A 19,540-nucleotide genomic window follows, 5' to 3' on the forward strand; every position below is an offset into this window, starting at 1 on the left:
AGGATCGCGTCGGTTCCCCTGAGGTTTTCCTGCGGCCGCCCCGGGGTGCGGATTCCGCCACTAGCATTCCCTCATGCGGGCGGTCGTCGTCGGGTCCGGATTCGGTGGTCTTGCCGCCGCCATCCGGCTGTCCGCCGCGGGTCACGACGTGACGATCCTCGAGAAGCGCGACCGCATCGGCGGAAGGGCGTACCAGTACGAGCTCGAAGGCTTCCGGTTCGACGCCGGACCGACGGTGCTCACCGCGCCGTTCATGTTCGAGGAGCTGTTCGCGCTCGCGGGGGAGACCCTCGCCGACCACGTGACCCTCGTGCCGCTCGATCCCTTCTACCGGGCTTTCGACGGTGACGGTGCGCCGTTCGACTTCCACGCCGACGACGACGCGCTCCAGGCCGAGGTGGCTCGCCGCAGCCCGCGCGATGCCGCCGGATTCCGGAGGCTCCAGGAGCACATCCGCCGGATCTTCGACGTGTTCTACCCGTACACGGAGCGGCCGCTGATGCAGCTGCGCGCCATGGTCCGGATGCTGCCGTACCTCCTCCGCCACGGCGCCGCGCTCGGGGTGCGGCGCGTGGTCGACCGCTGCATCCGTGACCCGTTCCTCCGCCGCACGCTTTCCTTCCACCCGCTCCTGATCGGCGGCGACCCGGCATCCACTCCGGCGCTGTACGAACTCATCGCCGAGTTCGAACGCCGCTGGGGCGTGCACTACGCCGTCGGGGGGACCGGCGCGCTCGTCGACGCCCTCGGAGACCTCTTCACCCGCCTCGGCGGCACGATCGTCTGCGACGTCGACGTCGAGCGCATCCTCGTCGACGACGGTGCGGTGCGGGGTGTCCGCGCGCGGGACGGGCGGGAATGGGAGGCGCATGTCGTCGTCTCCAACGCCGACCCGGGTTACACCTATGGTGAGCTGCTGCAGAAGGCGCCGGCCTCGGCCGCGCGTCGCCCGTCGTCGCGTCGCCCCGTCGAGCCGAGCATGTCGCTGCACGTCCTCTACTTCGGCGCCGATCGCACGTGGCCCGCGTCGCCGCTCCACCACCACAACCTGCTCTTCCGTGGCGATCCCGACCGGGCACTCCGGCGGGTGTTCGGTCGCTCGGGCAGCGGCCGCCGCGCGGCCCCCGACGCCACCGACGACCTCTTCCTCTACGTCCACGTCCCGACGCGCACCGACGCGAGCATCGCCCCGCCCGGGTGCGAGGCGCTCTACGTGCTCGTCGCGTCGCCGCCGCTCCCGTCCCGACCCGAGGGTCCGGATGTCGCCGCCGCCGTCGACGCCCGGGTCCGCGACCGCGTGCTCGACGTGCTCGAGGCCGGCTACCTCCCGGGCCTGCGTGACCATCTCGTCGTCGAACACGCCATCGGCCCCGAACACTTCCGCGACGTCTTGAACACCCCGCGCGGAGCGGCGTTCTCCCTTCGACCGACGCTGTTCCAGTCCGGATGGTTCCGACCGCACAACCGCTCGCCGAAGGTGGACGGTCTGTATCTCGTCGGCGCGGGCACCCACCCGGGTGCCGGCGTCCCCGCGGTCCTCGCCTCCGGCAAGATCGCCGCGACCCTCATCGCCGAGCGCACGGGCGCGGGCACTTCCGCCCGTTCGGCCCGATCCGCTCGGAGCGCCTCGTGACCACCCCGGATTTCCTCACCCACGGTTTCGGCGACAGCCCCGAGGTCGAGCTCGACGACGTGCCCGTGCGCGGCATCCTGCCGGACTGGCTCGAGGGCACGCTGCTGCGCAACGGTCCCGGAACGTTCCAGGTGGGGGAGCGCCGGTACCGGCACTGGTTCGACGGACTCGCGATGCTGCACCGCTTCACCCTCCAGGGCGGCCGCGTGTCGTACGCGAACCGGTTCCTCGAGACGAAGGCCTACTCCGCCGCCCGCGACGACGGACGCATCGCGTACCCCGAGTTCGCCACCGACCCGTGCCGGTCGCTCTTCGCCCGCGCGATGGCGGTGTTCGACCCGCAGGTCACCGACAGCGCCAAGGTCAACATCACCCGCCTCGCCGAGCGCTACCTGGCGCTGGCGGAGACGCCGGTGCAGGTGGAGTTCGACCCGCAGACCCTGAAGACCGTCGGTGTCGACAGCTGGGACACCTCCACCTTCGGGCGGATGACGACGGTGCACCCCCACGTCGATGGCGACCGCGGCGAAGCCGTGAACCTCGTGGTCCGCTACGGCGCCTCCAGCCGATACGTCTTCCGTCAGGTGGACCTCGCCGACGGCGGGGCGCTGGACGGCACCGATCTCGCCACCCGGCGGGTAGCCAAGCCGTCGTACATCCACTCGTTCGGGATGTCGGGGCGCTACCTGGTGCTCGCGGAATTCCCCCTCGTGGTCAACCCGATCTCGCTCCTGCTGTGGCTCCGTCCCTACATCGAGAACTTCCGGTGGGAGCCCCCCCGCGGCGCGCGCTTCCACCTGTTCGACCGCGAGACGGGCGCCCACGTGCGGACCCTGCGTGCCCCGGCGTTCTTCGCGTTCCACCACGTCAACGCGTACGACGACGGCGACGACGTGGTCGTCGACCTCGTGGGCTACGACGATGCCGACATCATCGGCGCGTTCTACCTCCACCGTCTGGAGGAGCCGGATGCGCGGATCCCGCCGGGGACGCTCCGGCGGTTCCGGCTTCCCGTGCGCGGGGGTGACGGTACCGTGACCGGCGAGGAGCTCTCGCCCACGGGGATCGAACTGCCGAGCCTCGACTACGACCGGATGAACACCCGCCCCGATCAGCGCTACGTCTACGGCGTGGGCCTGAGCGGGGAGCGCGGGTTCTACGACCGGCTCGTCAAGATCGACACCGGTGCCGCCGACGGGAGCGGCCGGTCGACGAAGATCTGGTCCGAGCCCGGATGCTACCCGGGGGAGGGCGTGTTCGCGGGCCGCCCCGGACGCGAGCGCGAAGACGACGGCGTCGTGCTGTCGGTCGTCCTGGACTCCGAGCGCGGCACCTCCTTCCTCCTGGTGCTCGACGCCGAGGGTTTCACCGAGATCGCCCGCGCGGAGCTGCCGCACCCGGTGCTCCTCGGGTACCACGGGCGCTACGACACGAGCGCCTGAACCGCGTCGATCGCCGCGTCGGGGGTGCCGCGCCACGGAGCTCCGTGCCCGGGCAGGATCCATTCGGCGTCGGTGCCGCGCAGTCGGTCGAGGATCGCGACGGCCTGCGCGGGCTCATCGGTGAAGGGTGCCGGTCGGGGCCCACGATCGCCGGTGAGGACATTCCGGGTCGTGAGAGCATCGCCGACGAAGAGCGCGCGGACGTCGGCGCTCAGGATGGCGACGCTGCCGGGTGAGTGCCCCGGGAGGCCGATCACCCGCGGCGATCCGGGCAGATCAAGCACCTGGCCGTCGGAGATGTCGGTGGTCTCGGTGACATAGGTGGTACGCGCGGCGCCCTTCCTCAGCGCGTACGCGGCGAAGGAGACCACGGGGAGTGCGCGGAAGCGGCCCAAGGGCGTCTTCGGCTTCTCCCCTCCGCGCGCGCGGTCGGCATCGGCGGGGTGGATGTGGATCGGCGCGCCGGTTTCGCGGCGCAGGCGCTCCGCGAAACCCAGGTGATCGCTGTCGCCGTGGGTGAGGATGATGCCGCGGATGTCGGCGAGCGACCGATCGAGGGTGACGAGTTCGCGTTGCAGGTCTCGCCAATGACCGGGGAGGCCGGCGTCGATGACGGTGATGCCGTCGGGCGTGACGATCAGATAGGCGGCGACGATGTCGTTGCCGATGCGGTGGAGGTGCGGCGCGATCTGCATGGAATCCTCGGGTGTGTCGGATCTATGATTGCTACGGATGCTAGCTATCATAGCTATGATTCTTAGCTTTGGAAAAGGACGATGCCCACTCCCGCCCGCACGACGCGTGCCGACATCATCTCGGCGGCGCGCGCCCTCCTCGAAACCGGCGGCGTCGAGGCCGTGACCATGGCCGCCGTCGCCTCCCGGGTCGGCGTACGTGCTCCCTCGCTGTACAAGCACGTCCGCGACAGGGAGGAGATGCTGGTGCTCGTCACCGATGCGGCGGTCGATGATCTCGCCGAGCGCCTGCGCGATGCCCAGGGGACGCTTGCCGCGCTCGCCCGGGCCTACCGCGCCTTCGCGGCGGAGAATCCCGGGGCCTTCGCGCTGATTCTGGGTTCCCGCGCCTCGGTGGACCGCCTCGCGGACGCTGCAGCTCCGGTTCTCGCAGCCGTCGCGGCGCTGGTCGGGGATCGCGACGCTCTCGCGGGAGCACGCTTGATGACGGCATGGATGACCGGCTTCATCGCGATGGAGCGGGCCGGCGCCTTCCGGCTCGGCGGAGACGTCGAGGCGGCATTCTCCTGGGGCCTCGACCGGCTCCAGTCCGCCCTGCGGGGGCAGCCGCGCGCGTGAACCGCGCCCTCTGGGTCAGAGCATCAGCAGGCCGCGGGCCAGCAGCCACAGTGTGAATCCCAGGGAGGCGACCGCCGACGCGGTGACCGCGATCCGGTGCGCTCGGGTGCCCTCCTCGAGGATCCACGCGCGCACGACGAGCACCGCCAAGAGGATGCCCGCGCCCGCGGCGACGAAGGGGATGAGCAGAACCGGCCAGACCGCCGGCGGGAGGCCGAAGGCGAGGGCGAGCGGGTCCGCGTTCGCGGCGATCAGCACGAGGATGCCGGCGTAGAGGAGGTTCCCGCCGGCCGCCGCGCTCGCGGCGAGGATTGTCCCCGGAGGCGCATCGCCCGACCGGCGGGCGCTGCCGCGGAGGACGTACAGGCCGGCGTAGACCAGCGTCCCGACGCTCGCGAGGAGGGCGGCGCCGAGGATCGCCAGCGGCAGCGGCGCGCGCTGCTGCACGAGGTCGCGATCGGCCCGGAACAGCGCCGTCGTCGGATCGATCTGCGCGGTGGTGAGGAAGGCGGGCGGCCGCAGCGACACGGTGCACTCCGCATCCGGCACCTCGGCGGGGTCCCGGAGGAAATCCGCGGCCACGCGGGCGGCGCAGCTGCGGGCCAGGGAGTCCGCGCGCGTTCCGGATCCGGTGAGGATGCCTTGCCCGGCGTGGGGGACGCGCACGACCGTTCCGCGCTCGAGGCCCTCCGCCGCGGCATCCGACCAGGCGGGTGTCGCGACGGAGTCGTACGTGCCGGTCAGAAGGAGCGTCGGGATGCCGCTCGTCACCCGCTCCGCTTCGCTGCCGTCCCGTGCGGGGACACCCCAGGCCTCGCACTCGGCCGTGAGGGCAAGCCCCTCGGCGGCGGTGAACGGCACCTGCTCGGCGCAGACACGCGTGAGGCCGAGCCCGGCGCCGGTGGCCGTCAGGGCGTCCAGCCGACGCTGCAGGAGCGGGACGATCGCCTCGGCGTTGCCGGAGGCGAGCTGGTCGATGACGAACGGCACCGCCCGGACCGTCGCCGCGTCGGCGGTGGCCCACGCGAGCGTCCGGGCGACCTCGGCCTCGTCGAGGACGACGTCCAGGCGCCCGCCGTCCCCGGGGGAGACGGCGGTGACGGTGGCCGGGTCGGATGCGGCGCTCGAGAGCACCGAGGTGAGCGCCGACTCCAGACCGGGAGCGCGTTCGCGGCACTCCGGTTCGGCGCCGCAGGCCTCGATGACGCTGCTCGCGGCGGCGCGGAAGGCCGTGGATTCTTCGGCCAGGGCGTCGACCCCGGGCGGCACGGTGCCGTCGAGGACGACGGAGCGGAGTCCGTCCGGGGCGAAACGCATCGTCGACAGCGCCAGACGCGTCGCCCGGTCGGACGCGTAGAGGTTCCAGCGGTCGTAGCCGAGGGTCGCCCGCAACTCCGCGAGATCGTCCACCATCGCGCGCGTCGAGTACGCCGCGATGTCGATCCCCTCCTCCGTCAGGCGCTCACGGCACGCGGTGATCTCCGCGATCCGCTGCGGCGTCGCCTCGGCTCCGGTGAGCAGACGGCCGTCCTCGACCACCAGGCCGCGCCCGATCTCGGGGCAGTCCAGGGTCGGACGTGACAGCTCGGTGCCGCGGTGCCCCACGAGGATGACGTCGCGGTCGCCGGTCCACCCCGCGCCGGTGAAGGTCCGGAGCGCCTGGGCGAAGGCATCGGCATCGCCGAGGACGGGCACGACCAGCGGGTCGTCCGACGGCGACTCGCTCACGCTGTCGATGACAATGATCGGCAGCGCGACGGTGTTCTCCGGGTCGCCGGCACCCCGTTCGGGCACGGTCAGGACGCCGCACGTGAGGCGTGCGCCCTGCCCGTTCGGGACGGGCACCGGGCAGCGGACCTCGTCGAGCTCCTCCGTGACGGCGGTGGGTGCGGCGACCGTCTCGGCGGCCGGTGTCGCCGCGGCCGCGGATGCCGAGGGCGCGCCACCGAGGACCAGAAGGGTCAGAGCGACGGTGGTGCGCAGCAACGCGGCCATTCTGACACTCTAACCAGCGCCTGCCGCCCCGACGGACGCGGGCGAACGACGAGGGGGCCGCCCGGAATGGGCGACCCCCTCGTACTCGCGACCCGAGGATCGCGCGGGATGTCAGTTGCTGCCGCGGATGATCGCGATCATCCGGAGGATTTCGACGTACAGCCAGACGACGGTGACCATGATGCCGAAGGCCCCGAGCCACGCGTACTGACGCGGCGCGCGGTTGCGGACGCCGCGCTGGATCATGTCGAAGTCGAGCACCAGCGAGTACGCGGCGAGGATCACGACGAGGACGCCGATGATGAGGCCCAGCGGGATGCCCATGATGCGAGCGCTGTAGAGGCCGAAGGCCTGGTCGGCGGGGAGGACGTTCGTCCACATGAGGACCAGGTTCAGCAGGGCGAAGACCATGTAGCCGATCATCGCGATCATGAAGATCTTGGTGGCCTTCTTCGACGCGCGGACCTTGCCGCTGGCGAAGAGGGCGAGGGTGACGCCGACCACCGCGAAGGTCGCAAGGGTCGCCTGCATCACGATGCCGGGGTAGAGGACCTCGAAGAACGCCGAGATGCCACCGATGAAGAGGCCCTCGAACGCGGCATACGCCCAGATGAGGGCGGGGCGCACCTTCTTGCGCGAGGTGAAGATGACGACCATCGACAGGATGAAGCCGCCGGCGAGACCGATGAGCCACGGGGCCATCGAGATCTGCTGCGCGGTGTCGCCGGTGATCGTGAGACCGCCGAGGGTCCAGACCCAGCCGACCGCCGCGGTGACGAGGAGGATCGCGAAGAGGCCGACCGTCTTCATGACGGTGTCCTCGACGGTCATCCGGTCGGTCTCGGTCGCACCGGCGGTGGGGGCGGCGTACATGCCCTCCAGGCGGGCGTTGGCCGCGGCATCCGTTCCCGCGCGCTGCGCGGTGGCGAACTGCGTGGGACCACCCAGGTTCGCCGCCTGCGCACCACCGGGATAGGTCTGCACGGCCTTCGGATCCTGGAACGCGGGGTTGTTGAACGCGGGGTTGTTGAGGGCCACTGCTCTCACACTCCAAAGTCGGGGTTTTCTCACAGCGCTGTGCTGTGGATCCACGATATCCGAACGTCGCTCGAAACGCCTTTGTTCCCGCTGGGAGTGCGCTCGACGCGGGCCGCCCGCGGGTACTGTGTGAGCGTGTCGCGACGATCCCGCCCGCTCGTCATCGGCCATCGGGGTGTCCCGGGGTATCGCCCCGAGCACTCGCGGTCGTCCTACGACCTCGCCCTGGAGATGGGGGTGGATGCCGTCGAGCCCGACGTCGTGGTCACGCGCGACGGGGTGCTGGTGGTCCGGCACGAGAACGAGATCTCCGGCACCACGGATGTCGCCGACCGGCCCGAGTTCGCCGACCGCCGTACGCGCAAGCGCGTGGACGGGGAGGAGCTCGAGGGGTGGTTCACCGAGGACTTCACGGCGGCGGAGCTGCAGAGCCTGCGCTGCCGCGAGCGGATCCCCGGCATCCGCTCCACCAGCGCGACCTTCGACGACACCCAGCCGGTGCTGCTCCTGCGGGACGTGCTCGACCTGGTGCGGCGCGGGTCGCTCGAGGCGGGACGCGAGATCGGCGTGGTGCTCGAGATCAAGCACCCCACGTACTTCGCCGCCCTCGGCTGGGACGTCGCGCGCCTCGTCGCCGACGAGCTGCACGCGGCGGGATGGGGGGCGGGGCAGCTGCCGCTCACGATCGAGTCGTTCGAATCGACCGTGCTCGCCGACCTCCGCGCCCGCGCGGTGCCCGCCACGTACATCTACCTCCTCGAAGCCTCCGGGAGTCCGTTCGACCTCGTCGCCGCGCAGGGGAAGGCGGCGCCCACCTACGCGCAGACAGCGGCGCCCTCCGGTCTCGACGCCCTCGTCGGCACCGTCGACGGCATCAGCGTCGACAAGCGCATGATCCTCGCGCCCGACCGGCTCGGTCGCGCGACGGGACCGTCGCCGATCGTCGCCGACGCCCACGTACGGGGCCTCCGCGTCTTCACGTGGACGGCGCGGTGCGAGAACGCCTTCCTGATCCCGCAGTTCCGCACGCGCGGCGGCAAGGCCGCGTTCGGCGACTGGGAGGGGGAGTGGGCGCTGCTGGCGGCATCCGGCATCGACGGGGTCTTCGTCGACCACGCCGATCTCGGGGTGCGGTTCTTCGGCGCGGACGCCGACGACGGCGAGGACCGCCGCCTAGGGTGAGCGCATGACCAGCGCCGGAATCGTCGAGAGTCCCGTCGCCGAGGGGATCGTCGTGACGGGGGTGCGCCGGTCATTCGGATCGGTGCACGCCGTTCAGGACGTCACCCTGCACGCCCGACCGGGAGCCGTGACCGGCCTCGTCGGCCCGAACGGCTCGGGGAAGACGACGCTCCTGCTGATGCTCGCCTCGCTCCTGGCCCCCGACGCGGGCGAGATCCGGCTCGATGGCGTCGATCCGATCGCCGACCCGCACGCCGCGCGCGCTCGCACCGGGTGGATGCCGGACGCACTCGGTGCGTGGGGGACCCTCACCGCCCGCGAGACGCTGGTGATGACCGGGCGCCTCTACGGGCTCACGAAGACGGATGCCGCGGCCCGCGCCGAGGTGCTCCTGCGCGAGGTGGGGCTCGTCCCGCTCGCCGACGCCCCCGCGCGCGTGTTCTCCCGCGGGCAGAAGCAGCGCCTGGGCCTCGCTCGCGCGCTCGTGCACGACCCGCGGATCCTCCTCCTCGACGAACCGGCCTCGGGCCTGGACCCCCAGGCGCGGGTGGAGCTGCGCGTGCTCCTGCGCCGCATGGCCGCCGAGGGGCGGACGATCCTCGTCTCCAGCCACATCCTGTCCGAGCTCGAGGAAGTCGTCGACGACGCCGTGTTCCTCGTCGAGGGGCGGAGCGTCGACGCCGACCGCGTCGCGGCCGCATCCGCCCGCACACGGCCCTGGCGTCTCCGGATCGCCGGGGATGCCGCCGGTGCCGAGGCCGCCGTGGCGAACAGCGCCGGGTGGATCGCCGAGGTCCTCGGACGCGACGCGGAGACGATCACGGTCGACCGGCGGGATCTCCTCGTCCCCTTCGCGTCGGAGTCCGAGGCCGCCGCGGCCCTTCGCGCCCTCGTCGCCGCCGACGTCCCCGTCGTGGAGTTCGCCGCGGCGCAGGGGAGCCTCGAGCGGACCTTCCTCGACCTCGGGACCACGAGCGACGAGGACCCGCCGACGAACCCCGTCGGGGACTCCGGCGCGGACGGAGAGACGGCATGAACGCGCAGCGACTCGGCACGATCGTCCGCCTCGAGCTGATGCAGCGGACGCGGAGTGTCGCCTGGTACGTGCTGCTCGGCGTCTTCGCCCTCGTGCTCGTGCTCGTGACGGCGCTGTCGTTCCTCGCGTGGGGCGTCGTGCCGCGGGACGCCGGGTCCGGGGTCTTCTCGACCATCGTCTACATCACGTTGCTGTTGGTGGTGCTCGTCTCACCGACCCTCAGCGGCAATGCGATCAACGGCGACCGGGAGGCCGCGACGCTCGCGCCGGTGCAGGTGACCCTCGCCACGACCGCCGAGATCCTGATGGGGAAGTTCCTCACCGCCTGGATCACCGGACTGGCGTTCGTCGCGGTCTCGATCCCGTTCCTCCTCATCGCCACCCTGGCCGGCGGCACGTCGGCGGCGACGATGCTGGTGGCGCTCGCCGTCCTCATCGTCGAGATCGGCGTCGTCGCGGCGATCGGGGTGGCCATGAGCGGCATCCTGGCGCGTCCGCTCTTCTCGGTGGCGACGACCTATCTCGTCGTCGCTGCCCTGGTGATCGGCACACTCGTCGCCTTCCTCCTCGTCGGCGCCTCCGTTCGGACCGAGGTGACGAACTCGTACCGCTCCTTCGAGTACACCTCGGTCGATCCGGACGGCATCCCGCCGTGCTTCCCCGGGGAGAGCTCGTCGCCGGCCTACCCGTGCGACGAGGAGGCGGAGATCACCTGCGGACCCTGGCAGACGAGCACATACGAGGCTCCGCGCTTCGACACCGTGTGGTGGATGCTGGCGGCGAACCCCTTCGTGATCCTCGCCGACGCCACCCCCACGGCGTTCGACAGCTCGGGCTACCCCGTGGACCTCTTCGGGCAGATCAAGCTCGGCATCCGTGCCGCGCAGGAGGCACCGGAGACCGAGACGCGCTGGGACGACTGCGCGCCGACGCCACCGACCGATCAGCCGACGCCGGAGGAGATCATCGCCGGGTCGACCCCCAGCTGGTTCGTCGGCCTCGCGCTGCAGATCGCGCTCGCCGCCCTGCTGCTGTGGTGGGCGTGGCGTCGCACCGACACCCCCGCGCGCCGTCTACCGCCCGGCACGCGCATCGCCTGACGCGATTGGTGCGCCCGTGACCTCCCGTCTCCTCCTCCTCGCCGACACCCACATCCCGGCGCGGGCGCGAGCCCTTCCGGATGCGGTGCGGAGGGCCGCGGATGCCGCCGACCTCATCGTCCACGCCGGCGACTGGGTCAGAGAGTCCGTGCTCGACGACCTCGCGCAGCACGGCGAGGTCGTCGGGGTCTGGGGCAACAACGACGGTCCGGACCTTCGGGCTCGGCTCCCCGAGATCGCCCGCCGCGACGTCGAGGGCGTGCGGATCGCGGTCGTGCACGAGACCGGCGCAGCGTCGGGGCGGGAGGCGCGGATGGACGCCGCCTTCCCCGACGCCGACGTCCTGGTGTTCGGTCATTCGCACATCCCGTGGGACTCGCGAACGCCCGCCGGCCTCCGGCTGCTGAACCCCGGTTCGCCCACTGATCGCCGCAGGCAGCCGGAGTGCACGATCATGACCGCGGTGGCGGATGCCGGCGTCCTGCGCGACGTGACGCTCATCCCCGTCTCCCGTGAGGCGACGGGGGGATGAGCGTCGACGACGAACGCTGGCTCGTCGTGAACGGCCGCCGTTGGCGCCGCACCGACCCCGAGCTCGCCGAGGAGACCGTGCGTGCGCTCACCTCCCACCTCGGTCGCGGGCGGTCCGGAGTGCGCGCGGCGAAGTCCGCCGGCGACGACGATGCCGTCGCTCTCGCCCGCCGACGGGTGGGGCTCGCGAAGCACGGTCTGGGCGAGCGCGGCGACCCATGGTGGGAGATCACGCTCGCGGACCGCCGCCGGCGCGCCGAGGATGCGCTCGCCGAGCTCGACGCCCTGGACGACGCCGCGGACTGACCCGCGCTCAGCGGTGCGCGTGCGCGGCGCGCTGACCACGAGCAGCGCCGATCAGGACCCAGACCAGCATCCACGCCGCCGTCCCGAGCACGACCACGACGGTCGTCAGCAACGCCACCCCGGACGGGAGCGGCGCGGCGACGATGGCGACGAGTACGGCGGCGCCGATGAGTGTGCCCCATCCTGCGATCTCATTCGCCGAAGCGGATGCCCTCTGCGCGGCGTACCACGCGGCATCCGACGACAGCGTCAGCGCCGTCCGGATGCCGGCGATCTGATTGCGCGGCAGGCGACCGTCGCGGCTCCGGCGCGCCAGGATGACGAGCGCCACACCTGCGGCTCCGAGACCCACGACGGTGACGAGCATCGCCCAGAGGGGAGTCGTCGGATCTGTCACGGCTCCAGCCTAAGAGCATGTGCGCATGGTGACGAGCCTGTGTCGACGCGACGGCGGGAGTCGAACCCGCAACACCGCCGGGTATGAGCCGGGGTCCGGGACCACCCGGATCGCCGCGATGTCCTCCACGCTAACCCGGGTCGCCGACACGGACCAGGGGGGTCGCGGTCGGCGCGTCATCCGTCGTCACGATCGGTCACGGGACGTCACGCGGACGACGTCGGCCGCTCAGCGACGCGAGGCGAGGTGCGCGCGCAGGTGCTCCACGACGAGGGCGTGGTCGTCGGCCTGGGGGAGGCCGGAGACGCCGACGGTGCCGACCATGCCGACGCCGGTGACGAGGATCGGGAAGACCCCGCCCGCCGCGGCGTAGACGCTCGGGTCCAGTCGCGAGTGCGTGTCGAAGTCCTGATCGCGGCTGCGGAAGAGCATGCCCACGCCGTACGACGAACGTCCGTACCGCCGGGCGACCCGCGCTTTCCGCTCGAGCCATTCGTCGTTGTCGGACGACGAGCCGGGGAGAGCGGTGTGGAACACCCGCGCCTCGCCGAGCGAGATGCCGATCACGATCGGAAGGCTGCGCTCCCGCGCGCTCTACCGGAGCGCGGACCCGAGGATCCAGGCATCCTCCAGGTCGAAGCGGGGGAAGACGAGCTCGCGCTCCTCGTCCTCGATGCGGGATAGGGTCGCGGCGGCCTCGAACATAGGCCGAATCTAGCGCTGTTGCGAGCCGTTGCGGTCCGGATCGTCTCCCCGGTCAACGCACAGGTTCGATCGGAGTAACTTTGACCCATGGCGCGGGCGACACAGCGGATCATTCTCGCTGTCGCCACGGCCGGATTCCTTCTCGGCGTAGGCCTGTTCCTCGGCGTCCTCGCCGCGGGCGCGTTCGCCCCGACCGTGCCGGAGCCGACCGGCCTACGCGATCCGGAACGCAACGCGCTGATGACCTGGTTCGCCCGCGGTGTGCTCGTCCTCGCTCTCGCGTGGCTCGTCATCGGCATGCTCGCCGCCCGCACACGGCTCGTCGCACGGCCGGGTGCGGCTGCCGCGCGGGCGTCCTGGCTGTCCTCCACCCGTCCGTGGCGCGCGCGGGAGTCGACGCTCGGGATGCTCGAGCTCGACCGCTGGCTGATGTTCGCTGTCCCTTTGGCGCTCCTCATCGCCACGCGCCTCATCGAGGCGTCGTTCGTGCTCTGGATGCCGCTCCTCCTCACCGCCGCGGCGCTGATCCCCTTCGCCGTCGTGCTGCGACTGTTCATCTGGCATCGCTCGCCGTGGCCCGCGATCGCGTCAGCCGGCGGCGTCGTCGTCCTCCAGTGCGTGGTCGAACTCGCGGTGATCGCGGTCTCCGGCCCCGAGGTCGCGTGGACGGTCGTGTGGGCGGCTCCCGCGACCTCGACCCTGGTCGTCGCCGTGGGTGTCGCGCTGTTCGGATGGCTGTTCATCGCGATCGGGTGGGCACTCGAGGCGCAGATCGGCGCGCGCCGCGCGGCCGGCGCCGTCCTCGCGGCTTTCGGTGCGGGCCTCGCCGTGCCGGCCGTCATCCTCGGGTTCGTCGGCATCCGTTTCGCCGCCGCGACCTCCGCCGACGTCGAGCTCCTTCCCGCAGGTCTGGCACGCGTCCTCGACGCGATCGCGCTGCTCCCGGTGGGAGCGCCGTGGATCGCCGCGGGCGTCGCCGTCGTGATCGCCGTCGTCGGCGTGGTGCTCGCACGGATGCCGGAGCCGCAGCGCCTTCCCGTCCCGTGAGGTCCGGACCGCCGGCGCTCGCCGCGGTCAGCGCGCGGTGAGGGTGCGGTCGAACGCGCCGCGGCGGGTCGAGACGATGTCTTTGCCGAGCGGCATGAGGGACACGGGGACGAGTTTGAAGTCGGCGATCCCGAGCGGGATGCCGATGATCGTGATGCACAGGGCGATCCCCGAGATGATGTGGCCGAGCGCGAGCCACCATCCGGCCAGGATGACCCAGACGACGTTGCCGAGGAAGGACCCGACGCCCGCGGTCGGCTTGGAGACGACCTCGCGGCCGAACGGCCACAGTGCGTACAGGCCGACCCGGAACGAGGCGATGCCCCAAGGGATGGTGACGATGAGGATGCACAGGAGCACCCCCGCGACCATGTAGCCGACGAAAAGCCAGAAACCGGCGAAGATCAGCCAGATGATGTTCAGGAGGGTGCGCACGCGCTCATTGTGCCAGGCGCTCCCGACACCCGGCTGGGTGCCCGTGGGGGCGTCAGTACTTCTCGAGCGGGTCGTACTCGTCCATGGCGAAGCAGGCGCTGAAGCCCGAGATCTGCAGGACCGTGTTGCCCTCGAGGGCGGCGATGCCGATCGAGAGTCCGTCCTCGTGGGCGAGATCGAGCGTGGGTGCCCCGCCGGACGTCGCACCCCGCTCGGGGGTCCAGCCCCCCTTCGCGGCCCACTCGTCGGCGATCCCGTCGAGCACGGCATCCGTGTCGGTGACCGGGGCGATCGACACCGTCATCGCGCCGGGCCAGATGAACCGCTCCGGATCGGTGTCGCACGGCAGCAGGGTGGCCGTCTCGACGGTCCCGAGATCCTCGAGCGCGACATCCGCGGGAATCGACGACCGCAGGTCCGCCTGCGCCGCCAGGTACTCGGACTTCGCTTCGTCGAGGGTCATGGGGGTGCCTTCCGTGGGCTGCTGACAGGCGGTCAGCGTCGCGATCAGCACGGCCGCCGCCGCGACGAGGGTCACCCGCCTATTCATGGATCTCCCTGTAGAGGTCGCGGAGGACCTCGCTGTTGCGCCGCGGCCCCTCGGTCACCCGCACGTGGTTGTCGAGCTCGTTCTGGATACCGAGGAAGGACGACGGGGTGTACTCGTGCTGTACGAACGCGGACGATTCCTGCGGGGTGTCGTAGAACGGGTTCAGGTAGTTGATGGCGTCGAATCCGTACTGGTGATGAGCGTAATCCGTGCCCTCGCGTGCGCTCCACCCGTCCTGGAGCCAGGACCCGGCGAGGGATTTCACCTGGTCGTACTCGGCTCCCGCGACTTCCGCGCTCGACAGGACGCTCATCCCGGCGCTGTGGGCGATGCCGACGCGGGTCGCCGAGGCGAGCTGCGCGTCGCTGCGCAGCCCGTCTTCGAACCGCGCGAGTTGAGCGCCCTCGTCCCTCGCGAAATCGCGGTTGGCGTTGCTGGTCTCTTGGAAGGGCAGGCCCCACGACGCCCACGGCCCGTCCGTGTACACGAAGGCGACGGAGCGACCGGTGGTGTCCTGCTCGACCAGGTACTGCGCGACGGACTGCACGCCGCCGGAGTAGTAGCTCGCCATGTTGGTGCCCGTTCCCGGGACGTACGTGATCGAGTAGGCCGCGCGTGACGGGTCTCCGATCATCTCGATGATCCGCTCCCGCCGCGGGTCGTAGAGGTAGAGCGACCGCTCGCCGGCGGCGACCCGTTCGAGATAGGCGATCTCGGCCTCCAGCGCCGTCCGCTCGGACGCGTTCGAACGCAGGACGCGTCCCTGGTGGATGTACGCGGGGGTGTCCTCGAGCTCGGCGCGGGCTTCGGCGAGCCGCCGTGCGGCCGTCTCTCGATTGGCGGCCACGCGCGCGGGGGCGGGGATTCCGTTCAGGCCGCCCACCGCGAGCGACGCGCCGGAGATGAGCGCCGCGGCGAGCGGGGAGCCGGGGACGACGTCCGACTCCCACCACGCGGCCACCGCGGCCGGATCTGCGGTGCCGGCGGCGAGGACGTCGAGGTAGTCGGGGTGGGCGGCGAGGAGAGCGGCGACCGCGTCGGCGTCGGCATCCGTTCCGGCGGCGCGGACGAGCGCGTCGAGGATCGCCGCCGCCACCCGGTCGTCGAGAGTCGCGATGCCGGTCGGTCCGAGGGTCGACAGCGGCGCGGGAACGGATGCGGGCGGGAGGGAGGTGGTCGGGCCCGACACGGCGCCGAGGTCGCTTCGGCAGGTCTCAGCGGCGATGTCGAGCATCGCCGCGACGTGCTGGCAGCGCGCGCGGAGATCATCGTTGTAGACCAGGTGCGACGGGTCGAACAGCAGGTGGCTCGGCAGATCCTCGCCGTCGGGCGCGAACTGTTCGCGCTGGGAGCGCTGGAAGGAGCGGAGCCCCGCGAGGAAGCCGGAGATCTCGCGGTGCAGCTGGTCGATCTCGCGCTTCTGCTGCTCCAGGATCTCGGCGTAGTCCTCGAGCGCGCGGGCGATCGCGGTGGCCGCGGTGGCCCATTCGGCGGCGGCGTCGTCGACCGGCGAGAGGCTCGCGACGGCGGTGGCGGTCTCCGGTGTCTCGTACGCCGCGACCAGGCCTCCCCAGCGGCGGACCGCGTCGCGACCGGCGTCGGCGACGCCGTCGACGGAGGCGCGGACGGCCGTCGCGGCGGCCGCGACGCTCGCGGGATCTGCCGGGAGGTCGGGGATCATGCTCACGCCGACCAGCGCGATCGTCGCGCTCGCGGTCACCGCAGCGACCTCTGCGGACCGGTGGACCCGAGGGGGCCGAAGCCGCGGCCGGGGAGCGGGGGCGCGGGGAGGGCGCCGGAGGCGGATGCCGTGTCCGCGGATCCGGTCGATGACGCCATCGTCTCGTCGGCGTCGATGTAGGTCACGAGGTTCGCGCCCACCGCGGACACACCCGCGTGCACGAGCGATGCGATCCGCGCGCCGTGCCCGTCCCACTCCTCCGCGAGACCGGACACGGCGGACCCGACGCCGTCGACACCGGCCAGGGCGGAGGCGGCGTCCCGCAGTGCCTGCTCGCCGCGGGAGATCGGCGTCGCGGCGTCTGCGGCGGCGTCGAGCACCTCGGTGAGGAGGGTGTGGGTGGAACCCACGTCGATGCGCCACCGCGTCATGGGCCCAGCCTACGCACAACCCCTCCGTGATCCCCAGGGCGGTGTCGGAGCCCGCGCCTACACTGGGACCGACATGACCGACGCCTCTGCGCCCGCGCCTCGCGCGGCATCCGCCCCTGTTCTCGTGGTCGGCGACGACCGTTCCCCGCGCACGGGGGGCGCCGCTCCCGGGAGCGGACCGCGACCCGACGACGACCTGCTCGAGGGGCTGAACCCGCAGCAGCGCGAGGCGGTCACCTACCGCGGACCCGCCCTGCTCATCGTCGCGGGTGCCGGGTCGGGCAAGACGAGCGTGCTGACGCGGCGTGTGGCGTCGCTCCTGCGCACCCGCGAGGCGTGGCCGAGCCAGATCCTCGCCATCACGTTCACGAACAAGGCCGCCGGCGAGATGCGCGAGCGCGTCGGGCAGCTGATCGGTGAGAGCGCGCGCGGCATGTGGATCTCGACGTTCCACTCGGCGTGCGTGCGGATCCTTCGTCGGGAAGCTGCCCAGTTCGGGTTCACCACGTCGTTCACCATCTACGACTCGGGCGACTCCCGCGCCCTCATCAAGCGGCTCGTGAAAGAGCACGAGGCCGACGCCTACGGGCTCACGCCGGCGGCGACGCAGGGGCGGATCTCCAAGCTCAAGAACGAACTGGCGGATGCCGAGTCCTACGCCCGGTCGGCGAACATGAGCGACCCCGCCGAGCGCGTGTTCGTCGAGGTCTTCAGCGCCTACCAGCGCGAACTGCAGCGCGCCAACGCCTTCGACTTCGACGACCTCATCGGGCAGACCGTGTTCCTGTTCCGTGCGTTCCCGCACGTCGCCGACGTCTACCGGCGGCGGTTCCGGCACATCATGGTGGACGAGTACCAGGACACCAACCACGCGCAGTACGCGCTCATCCACGAGCTGACGCGACCGGTGTCGAGCGGCGGCGGCGACGAGTATGCCGACAGCGGAATGATGATCTTCGACGCGCCGGCCGCCGATGCTCCCGAGCCCGCGTCGCTCACCGTGGTGGGTGACTCCGACCAGTCGATCTACGCCTTCCGCGGCGCCGACATCCGCAACATCGCCGAGTTCGAGAAGGACTACCCGGGCGCGAAGGTGGTGCTGCTCGAGCAGAACTACCGGTCGACGCAGAACATCCTCTCCGCCGCGAATGCCGTCATCAGCCACAACTTCGATCGGAAAGACAAGAAGCTCTGGACCGATGTGGGGGCGGGCGAGCCGATCGTCGGCTTCACCGGCTACTCGCAGCACGACGAGGCCCAGTTCATCGCCGACGAGATCGAGACGCTGCATCGCGCCGGGGTCGACTACAACCAGATCGCGGTGTTCTACCGGACGAACTCGCAGTCCCGCGCTCTGGAGGAGATCTTCATCCGCGCCGCGGTGCCCTACAAGATCATGGGCGGCACGAAGTTCTACGAGCGCGCCGAGATCAAGGACGCGCTGGCCTATCTCGTCGCGATCGCCAACCCCGCCGACGAGATGGCGCTGCGCCGCATCATCAACCGGCCGCGCCGCGGCATCGGCGACGTCACGATCGAGACGATCGCGCGCTACGCCCAGGGTGAGCAGATCACGTTCCGCGACGCCCTCGCCAACGCCTCGGCGATCGGGGTCGGGCCCAAGATCCAGCAGGCGATCTCCCGACTGGATGCCGTGCTCGCCGAAGCGGCGGAGATCATGCTCCCGGCATCCGGTGAGCTGGCCCCGCCGACCGCCGTCTCGGAAGGACTGCAGCTGCTGCTGAACAAGAGCGGCTACTACGACGCCCTCCGCGCCAGCAAGGACCCGCAGGATGAGGCGCGCGTGGAGAACCTCGACGAGCTCGTCGCGGTGACGCGGGAGTTCGCGCGCAACAACCCCGAGGGGACGCTGCTGGACTTCCTCACCGAGGTCGCACTCGTCTCGGATGCCGACGACCTCGAGGACGCCTCGGGCTCGGTCTCGCTCATGACCCTGCACACCGCCAAGGGGCTGGAGTACGACGCGGTGTTCCTCACCGGCGTCGAGGAAGACCTCATCCCGCACCGCATCTCGGCGGGGGAGCCGGGTGGTCCCCAGGAGGAGCGACGCCTCTTCTACGTCGGCATCACGCGCGCCCGGAAGCGCCTGTACCTCTCGCTCGCGATGACCCGCGCGCAGTTCGGCGAGGTCACCGTGGCGATGCCGAGTCGGTTCCTCCAGGAGATCCCGTCGGATCTGCTGGAGTGGCGTCAGTCGCCCGGAGACGTCAACAGTCGGGGGGGAACGCAGTCGCGCGCACTCAACGCGCGCCGACCCGGCGGGGGCTCGGGCTTCGGGACCGGCAAACGCTACGGCGACGACCTGGTCCCGCTCGCGAAGCGCTCACCGTCGGGCTCGGGCGGATCGATCGACAAGTTCGCCAACCGGATCCCGGCCAAGGTGCGCGACAACGGCGACCTCGAGCTGGCGCAGGGCGACCGCATCCGTCACGACGACTTCGGCGAGGGCCGCGTGGACGCCGTCACCGGCGAGGGGGCCAAGCGCGTCGCGCACGTCCGGTTCGACGGCGCGGGCATGAAGAAGCTCCTCATCAAGATCGCCCCGATCACCAAGCTCTGACCGGCGACTGGCGACCGGCGCCGCGGCCCGTTCGGGCGCCGGGGCGATTCCGTTCACTTGTCTCCTGTTGTGGGTTCCGGCCGTCCGCACCCGCAACAGGCGACAAGTGAACGGAGGGGGAACGGAACCGCGGGGAC

The 19,540-nt window shown here is 71.4% G+C and carries 18 protein-coding genes, 1 tRNA gene and 1 pseudogene; 10 read left to right on the plus strand and 10 right to left on the minus strand.

Annotated elements, in window-relative coordinates; genetic code table 11:
* The first annotated feature begins 73 nt into the window (after positions 1 to 73).
* Both crtI and LTL01_RS08030 read left to right on the plus strand, forming a co-directional pair.
* Entirely contained in the window at positions 74 to 1,633 is a 1,560-nt protein-coding gene (crtI, locus tag LTL01_RS08025; protein ID WP_236968126.1) for a phytoene desaturase family protein, read from the plus strand.
* Positions 1,630 to 3,075 (plus strand): carotenoid oxygenase family protein, encoded by a 1,446-nt coding sequence (locus LTL01_RS08030; RefSeq protein ID WP_236968127.1) that lies wholly within the window; start codon positions 1,630 to 1,632, stop codon positions 3,073 to 3,075. The genes crtI and LTL01_RS08030 overlap by 4 nt, the downstream gene beginning before the upstream one ends.
* On the opposite strand, the gene LTL01_RS08035 is transcribed toward LTL01_RS08030, so the two are convergent.
* The gene (locus tag LTL01_RS08035) at positions 3,057 to 3,770 is read right to left on the minus strand and encodes an MBL fold metallo-hydrolase (RefSeq protein ID WP_236968128.1); all 714 of its coding nucleotides are present in this window, start codon (positions 3,768 to 3,770) and stop codon (positions 3,057 to 3,059) included. The two genes, LTL01_RS08030 and LTL01_RS08035, sit on opposite strands and share 19 nt — an antisense overlap.
* 81 nt (positions 3,771 to 3,851) lie before the next feature.
* On the opposite strand from LTL01_RS08035, the gene LTL01_RS08040 reads away from it, so the two are divergent.
* On the plus strand, positions 3,852 to 4,388 hold the full coding sequence (locus LTL01_RS08040) for a TetR/AcrR family transcriptional regulator (RefSeq protein WP_236968129.1): 537 nt from the start codon (positions 3,852 to 3,854) through the stop codon (positions 4,386 to 4,388).
* A gap of 15 nt (positions 4,389 to 4,403) precedes the next feature.
* Here LTL01_RS08040 and LTL01_RS08045 read toward each other — a convergent pair whose 3' ends face one another.
* On the minus strand, positions 4,404 to 6,383 hold the full coding sequence (locus LTL01_RS08045; protein ID WP_236968130.1) for an alpha/beta hydrolase: 1,980 nt from the start codon (positions 6,381 to 6,383) through the stop codon (positions 4,404 to 4,406).
* 111 nt (positions 6,384 to 6,494) lie between these two features.
* Positions 6,495 to 7,421, minus strand: coding sequence for a Bax inhibitor-1/YccA family protein (locus LTL01_RS08050; RefSeq protein ID WP_236968201.1), 927 nt, complete (start codon positions 7,419 to 7,421; stop codon positions 6,495 to 6,497).
* A 135-nt stretch (positions 7,422 to 7,556) separates the two neighbouring features.
* Between LTL01_RS08050 and LTL01_RS08055 the strand changes: the two genes are divergently transcribed.
* From LTL01_RS08055 to LTL01_RS08075, 5 genes are read left to right on the plus strand one after another with little or no spacing between them, the layout of a single operon-like run.
* Complete coding sequence (locus tag LTL01_RS08055; RefSeq protein ID WP_236968131.1) at positions 7,557 to 8,603, plus strand: glycerophosphodiester phosphodiesterase family protein; 1,047 nt, start codon at positions 7,557 to 7,559, stop codon at positions 8,601 to 8,603.
* A gap of 4 nt (positions 8,604 to 8,607) precedes the next feature.
* A complete protein-coding gene (locus LTL01_RS08060) occupies positions 8,608 to 9,639 on the plus strand; it encodes an ABC transporter ATP-binding protein (RefSeq protein ID WP_236968132.1) in 1,032 nt (343 codons plus the stop codon).
* The gene (locus LTL01_RS08065; RefSeq protein ID WP_236968133.1) at positions 9,636 to 10,739 is read left to right on the plus strand and encodes an ABC transporter permease; all 1,104 of its coding nucleotides are present in this window, start codon (positions 9,636 to 9,638) and stop codon (positions 10,737 to 10,739) included. Before LTL01_RS08060 ends, LTL01_RS08065 begins: the two co-directional genes overlap by 4 nt.
* A 16-nt stretch (positions 10,740 to 10,755) precedes the next feature.
* Positions 10,756 to 11,271 carry a metallophosphoesterase family protein gene (locus tag LTL01_RS08070; RefSeq protein ID WP_236968134.1) on the plus strand — a complete coding sequence of 172 codons (516 nt, stop codon included), beginning with the start codon at positions 10,756 to 10,758 and terminating at the stop codon, positions 11,269 to 11,271.
* Positions 11,268 to 11,576, plus strand: coding sequence for a biopolymer transporter Tol (locus tag LTL01_RS08075; protein WP_236968135.1), 309 nt, complete (start codon positions 11,268 to 11,270; stop codon positions 11,574 to 11,576). Before LTL01_RS08070 ends, LTL01_RS08075 begins: the two co-directional genes overlap by 4 nt.
* A 7-nt stretch (positions 11,577 to 11,583) precedes the next feature.
* On the opposite strand, the gene LTL01_RS08080 is transcribed toward LTL01_RS08075, so the two are convergent.
* The 3 genes and pseudogenes from LTL01_RS08080 to LTL01_RS08090 all read right to left on the minus strand — a co-directional run.
* Positions 11,584 to 11,973: an SdpI family protein gene (locus tag LTL01_RS08080; RefSeq protein WP_236968136.1), complete on the minus strand. Its 390-nt coding sequence runs from the start codon at positions 11,971 to 11,973 to the stop codon at positions 11,584 to 11,586.
* Between the two features lie 45 nt (positions 11,974 to 12,018).
* A tRNA-Met gene (locus LTL01_RS08085) sits at positions 12,019 to 12,091 on the minus strand.
* Between the two features lie 110 nt (positions 12,092 to 12,201).
* Positions 12,202 to 12,552 (minus strand): annotated as a pseudogene (locus LTL01_RS08090) (heme-binding protein); the annotation flags it as partial.
* Positions 12,553 to 12,765: 213 nt separating this feature from the next.
* Between LTL01_RS08090 and LTL01_RS08095 the strand changes: the two are divergent.
* Positions 12,766 to 13,725, plus strand: coding sequence for a hypothetical protein (locus LTL01_RS08095; RefSeq protein ID WP_236968137.1), 960 nt, complete (start codon positions 12,766 to 12,768; stop codon positions 13,723 to 13,725).
* Positions 13,726 to 13,752: 27 nt separating this feature from the next.
* Here the strand turns inward: LTL01_RS08095 and LTL01_RS08100 are convergent, their stop codons facing one another.
* The 4 genes from LTL01_RS08100 to LTL01_RS08115 are packed head-to-tail and all read right to left on the minus strand — an operon-like array spanning position 13,753 to position 16,822.
* A complete protein-coding gene (locus LTL01_RS08100) occupies positions 13,753 to 14,160 on the minus strand; it encodes a YccF domain-containing protein (protein ID WP_053548498.1) in 408 nt (135 codons plus the stop codon).
* A gap of 52 nt (positions 14,161 to 14,212) precedes the next feature.
* A complete protein-coding gene (locus LTL01_RS08105; RefSeq protein WP_236968138.1) occupies positions 14,213 to 14,698 on the minus strand; it encodes a hypothetical protein in 486 nt (161 codons plus the stop codon).
* Between the two features lie 4 nt (positions 14,699 to 14,702).
* Entirely contained in the window at positions 14,703 to 16,430 is a 1,728-nt protein-coding gene (locus LTL01_RS08110; RefSeq protein WP_236968139.1) for a hypothetical protein, read from the minus strand.
* Entirely contained in the window at positions 16,427 to 16,822 is a 396-nt protein-coding gene (locus tag LTL01_RS08115; protein WP_236968140.1) for a DUF6507 family protein, read from the minus strand. Before LTL01_RS08115 ends, LTL01_RS08110 begins: the two co-directional genes overlap by 4 nt.
* A 73-nt stretch (positions 16,823 to 16,895) precedes the next feature.
* Between LTL01_RS08115 and LTL01_RS08120 the strand changes: the two genes are divergently transcribed.
* Positions 16,896 to 19,403, plus strand: a complete 2,508-nt coding sequence (locus LTL01_RS08120; protein ID WP_236968141.1) for an ATP-dependent helicase — start codon at positions 16,896 to 16,898, stop codon at positions 19,401 to 19,403.
* Positions 19,404 to 19,540 lie beyond the last annotated feature (137 nt).

Source organism: Microbacterium aurantiacum (assembly GCF_021654035.1).
Lineage (GTDB): Bacteria > Actinomycetota > Actinomycetes > Actinomycetales > Microbacteriaceae > Microbacterium > Microbacterium aurantiacum.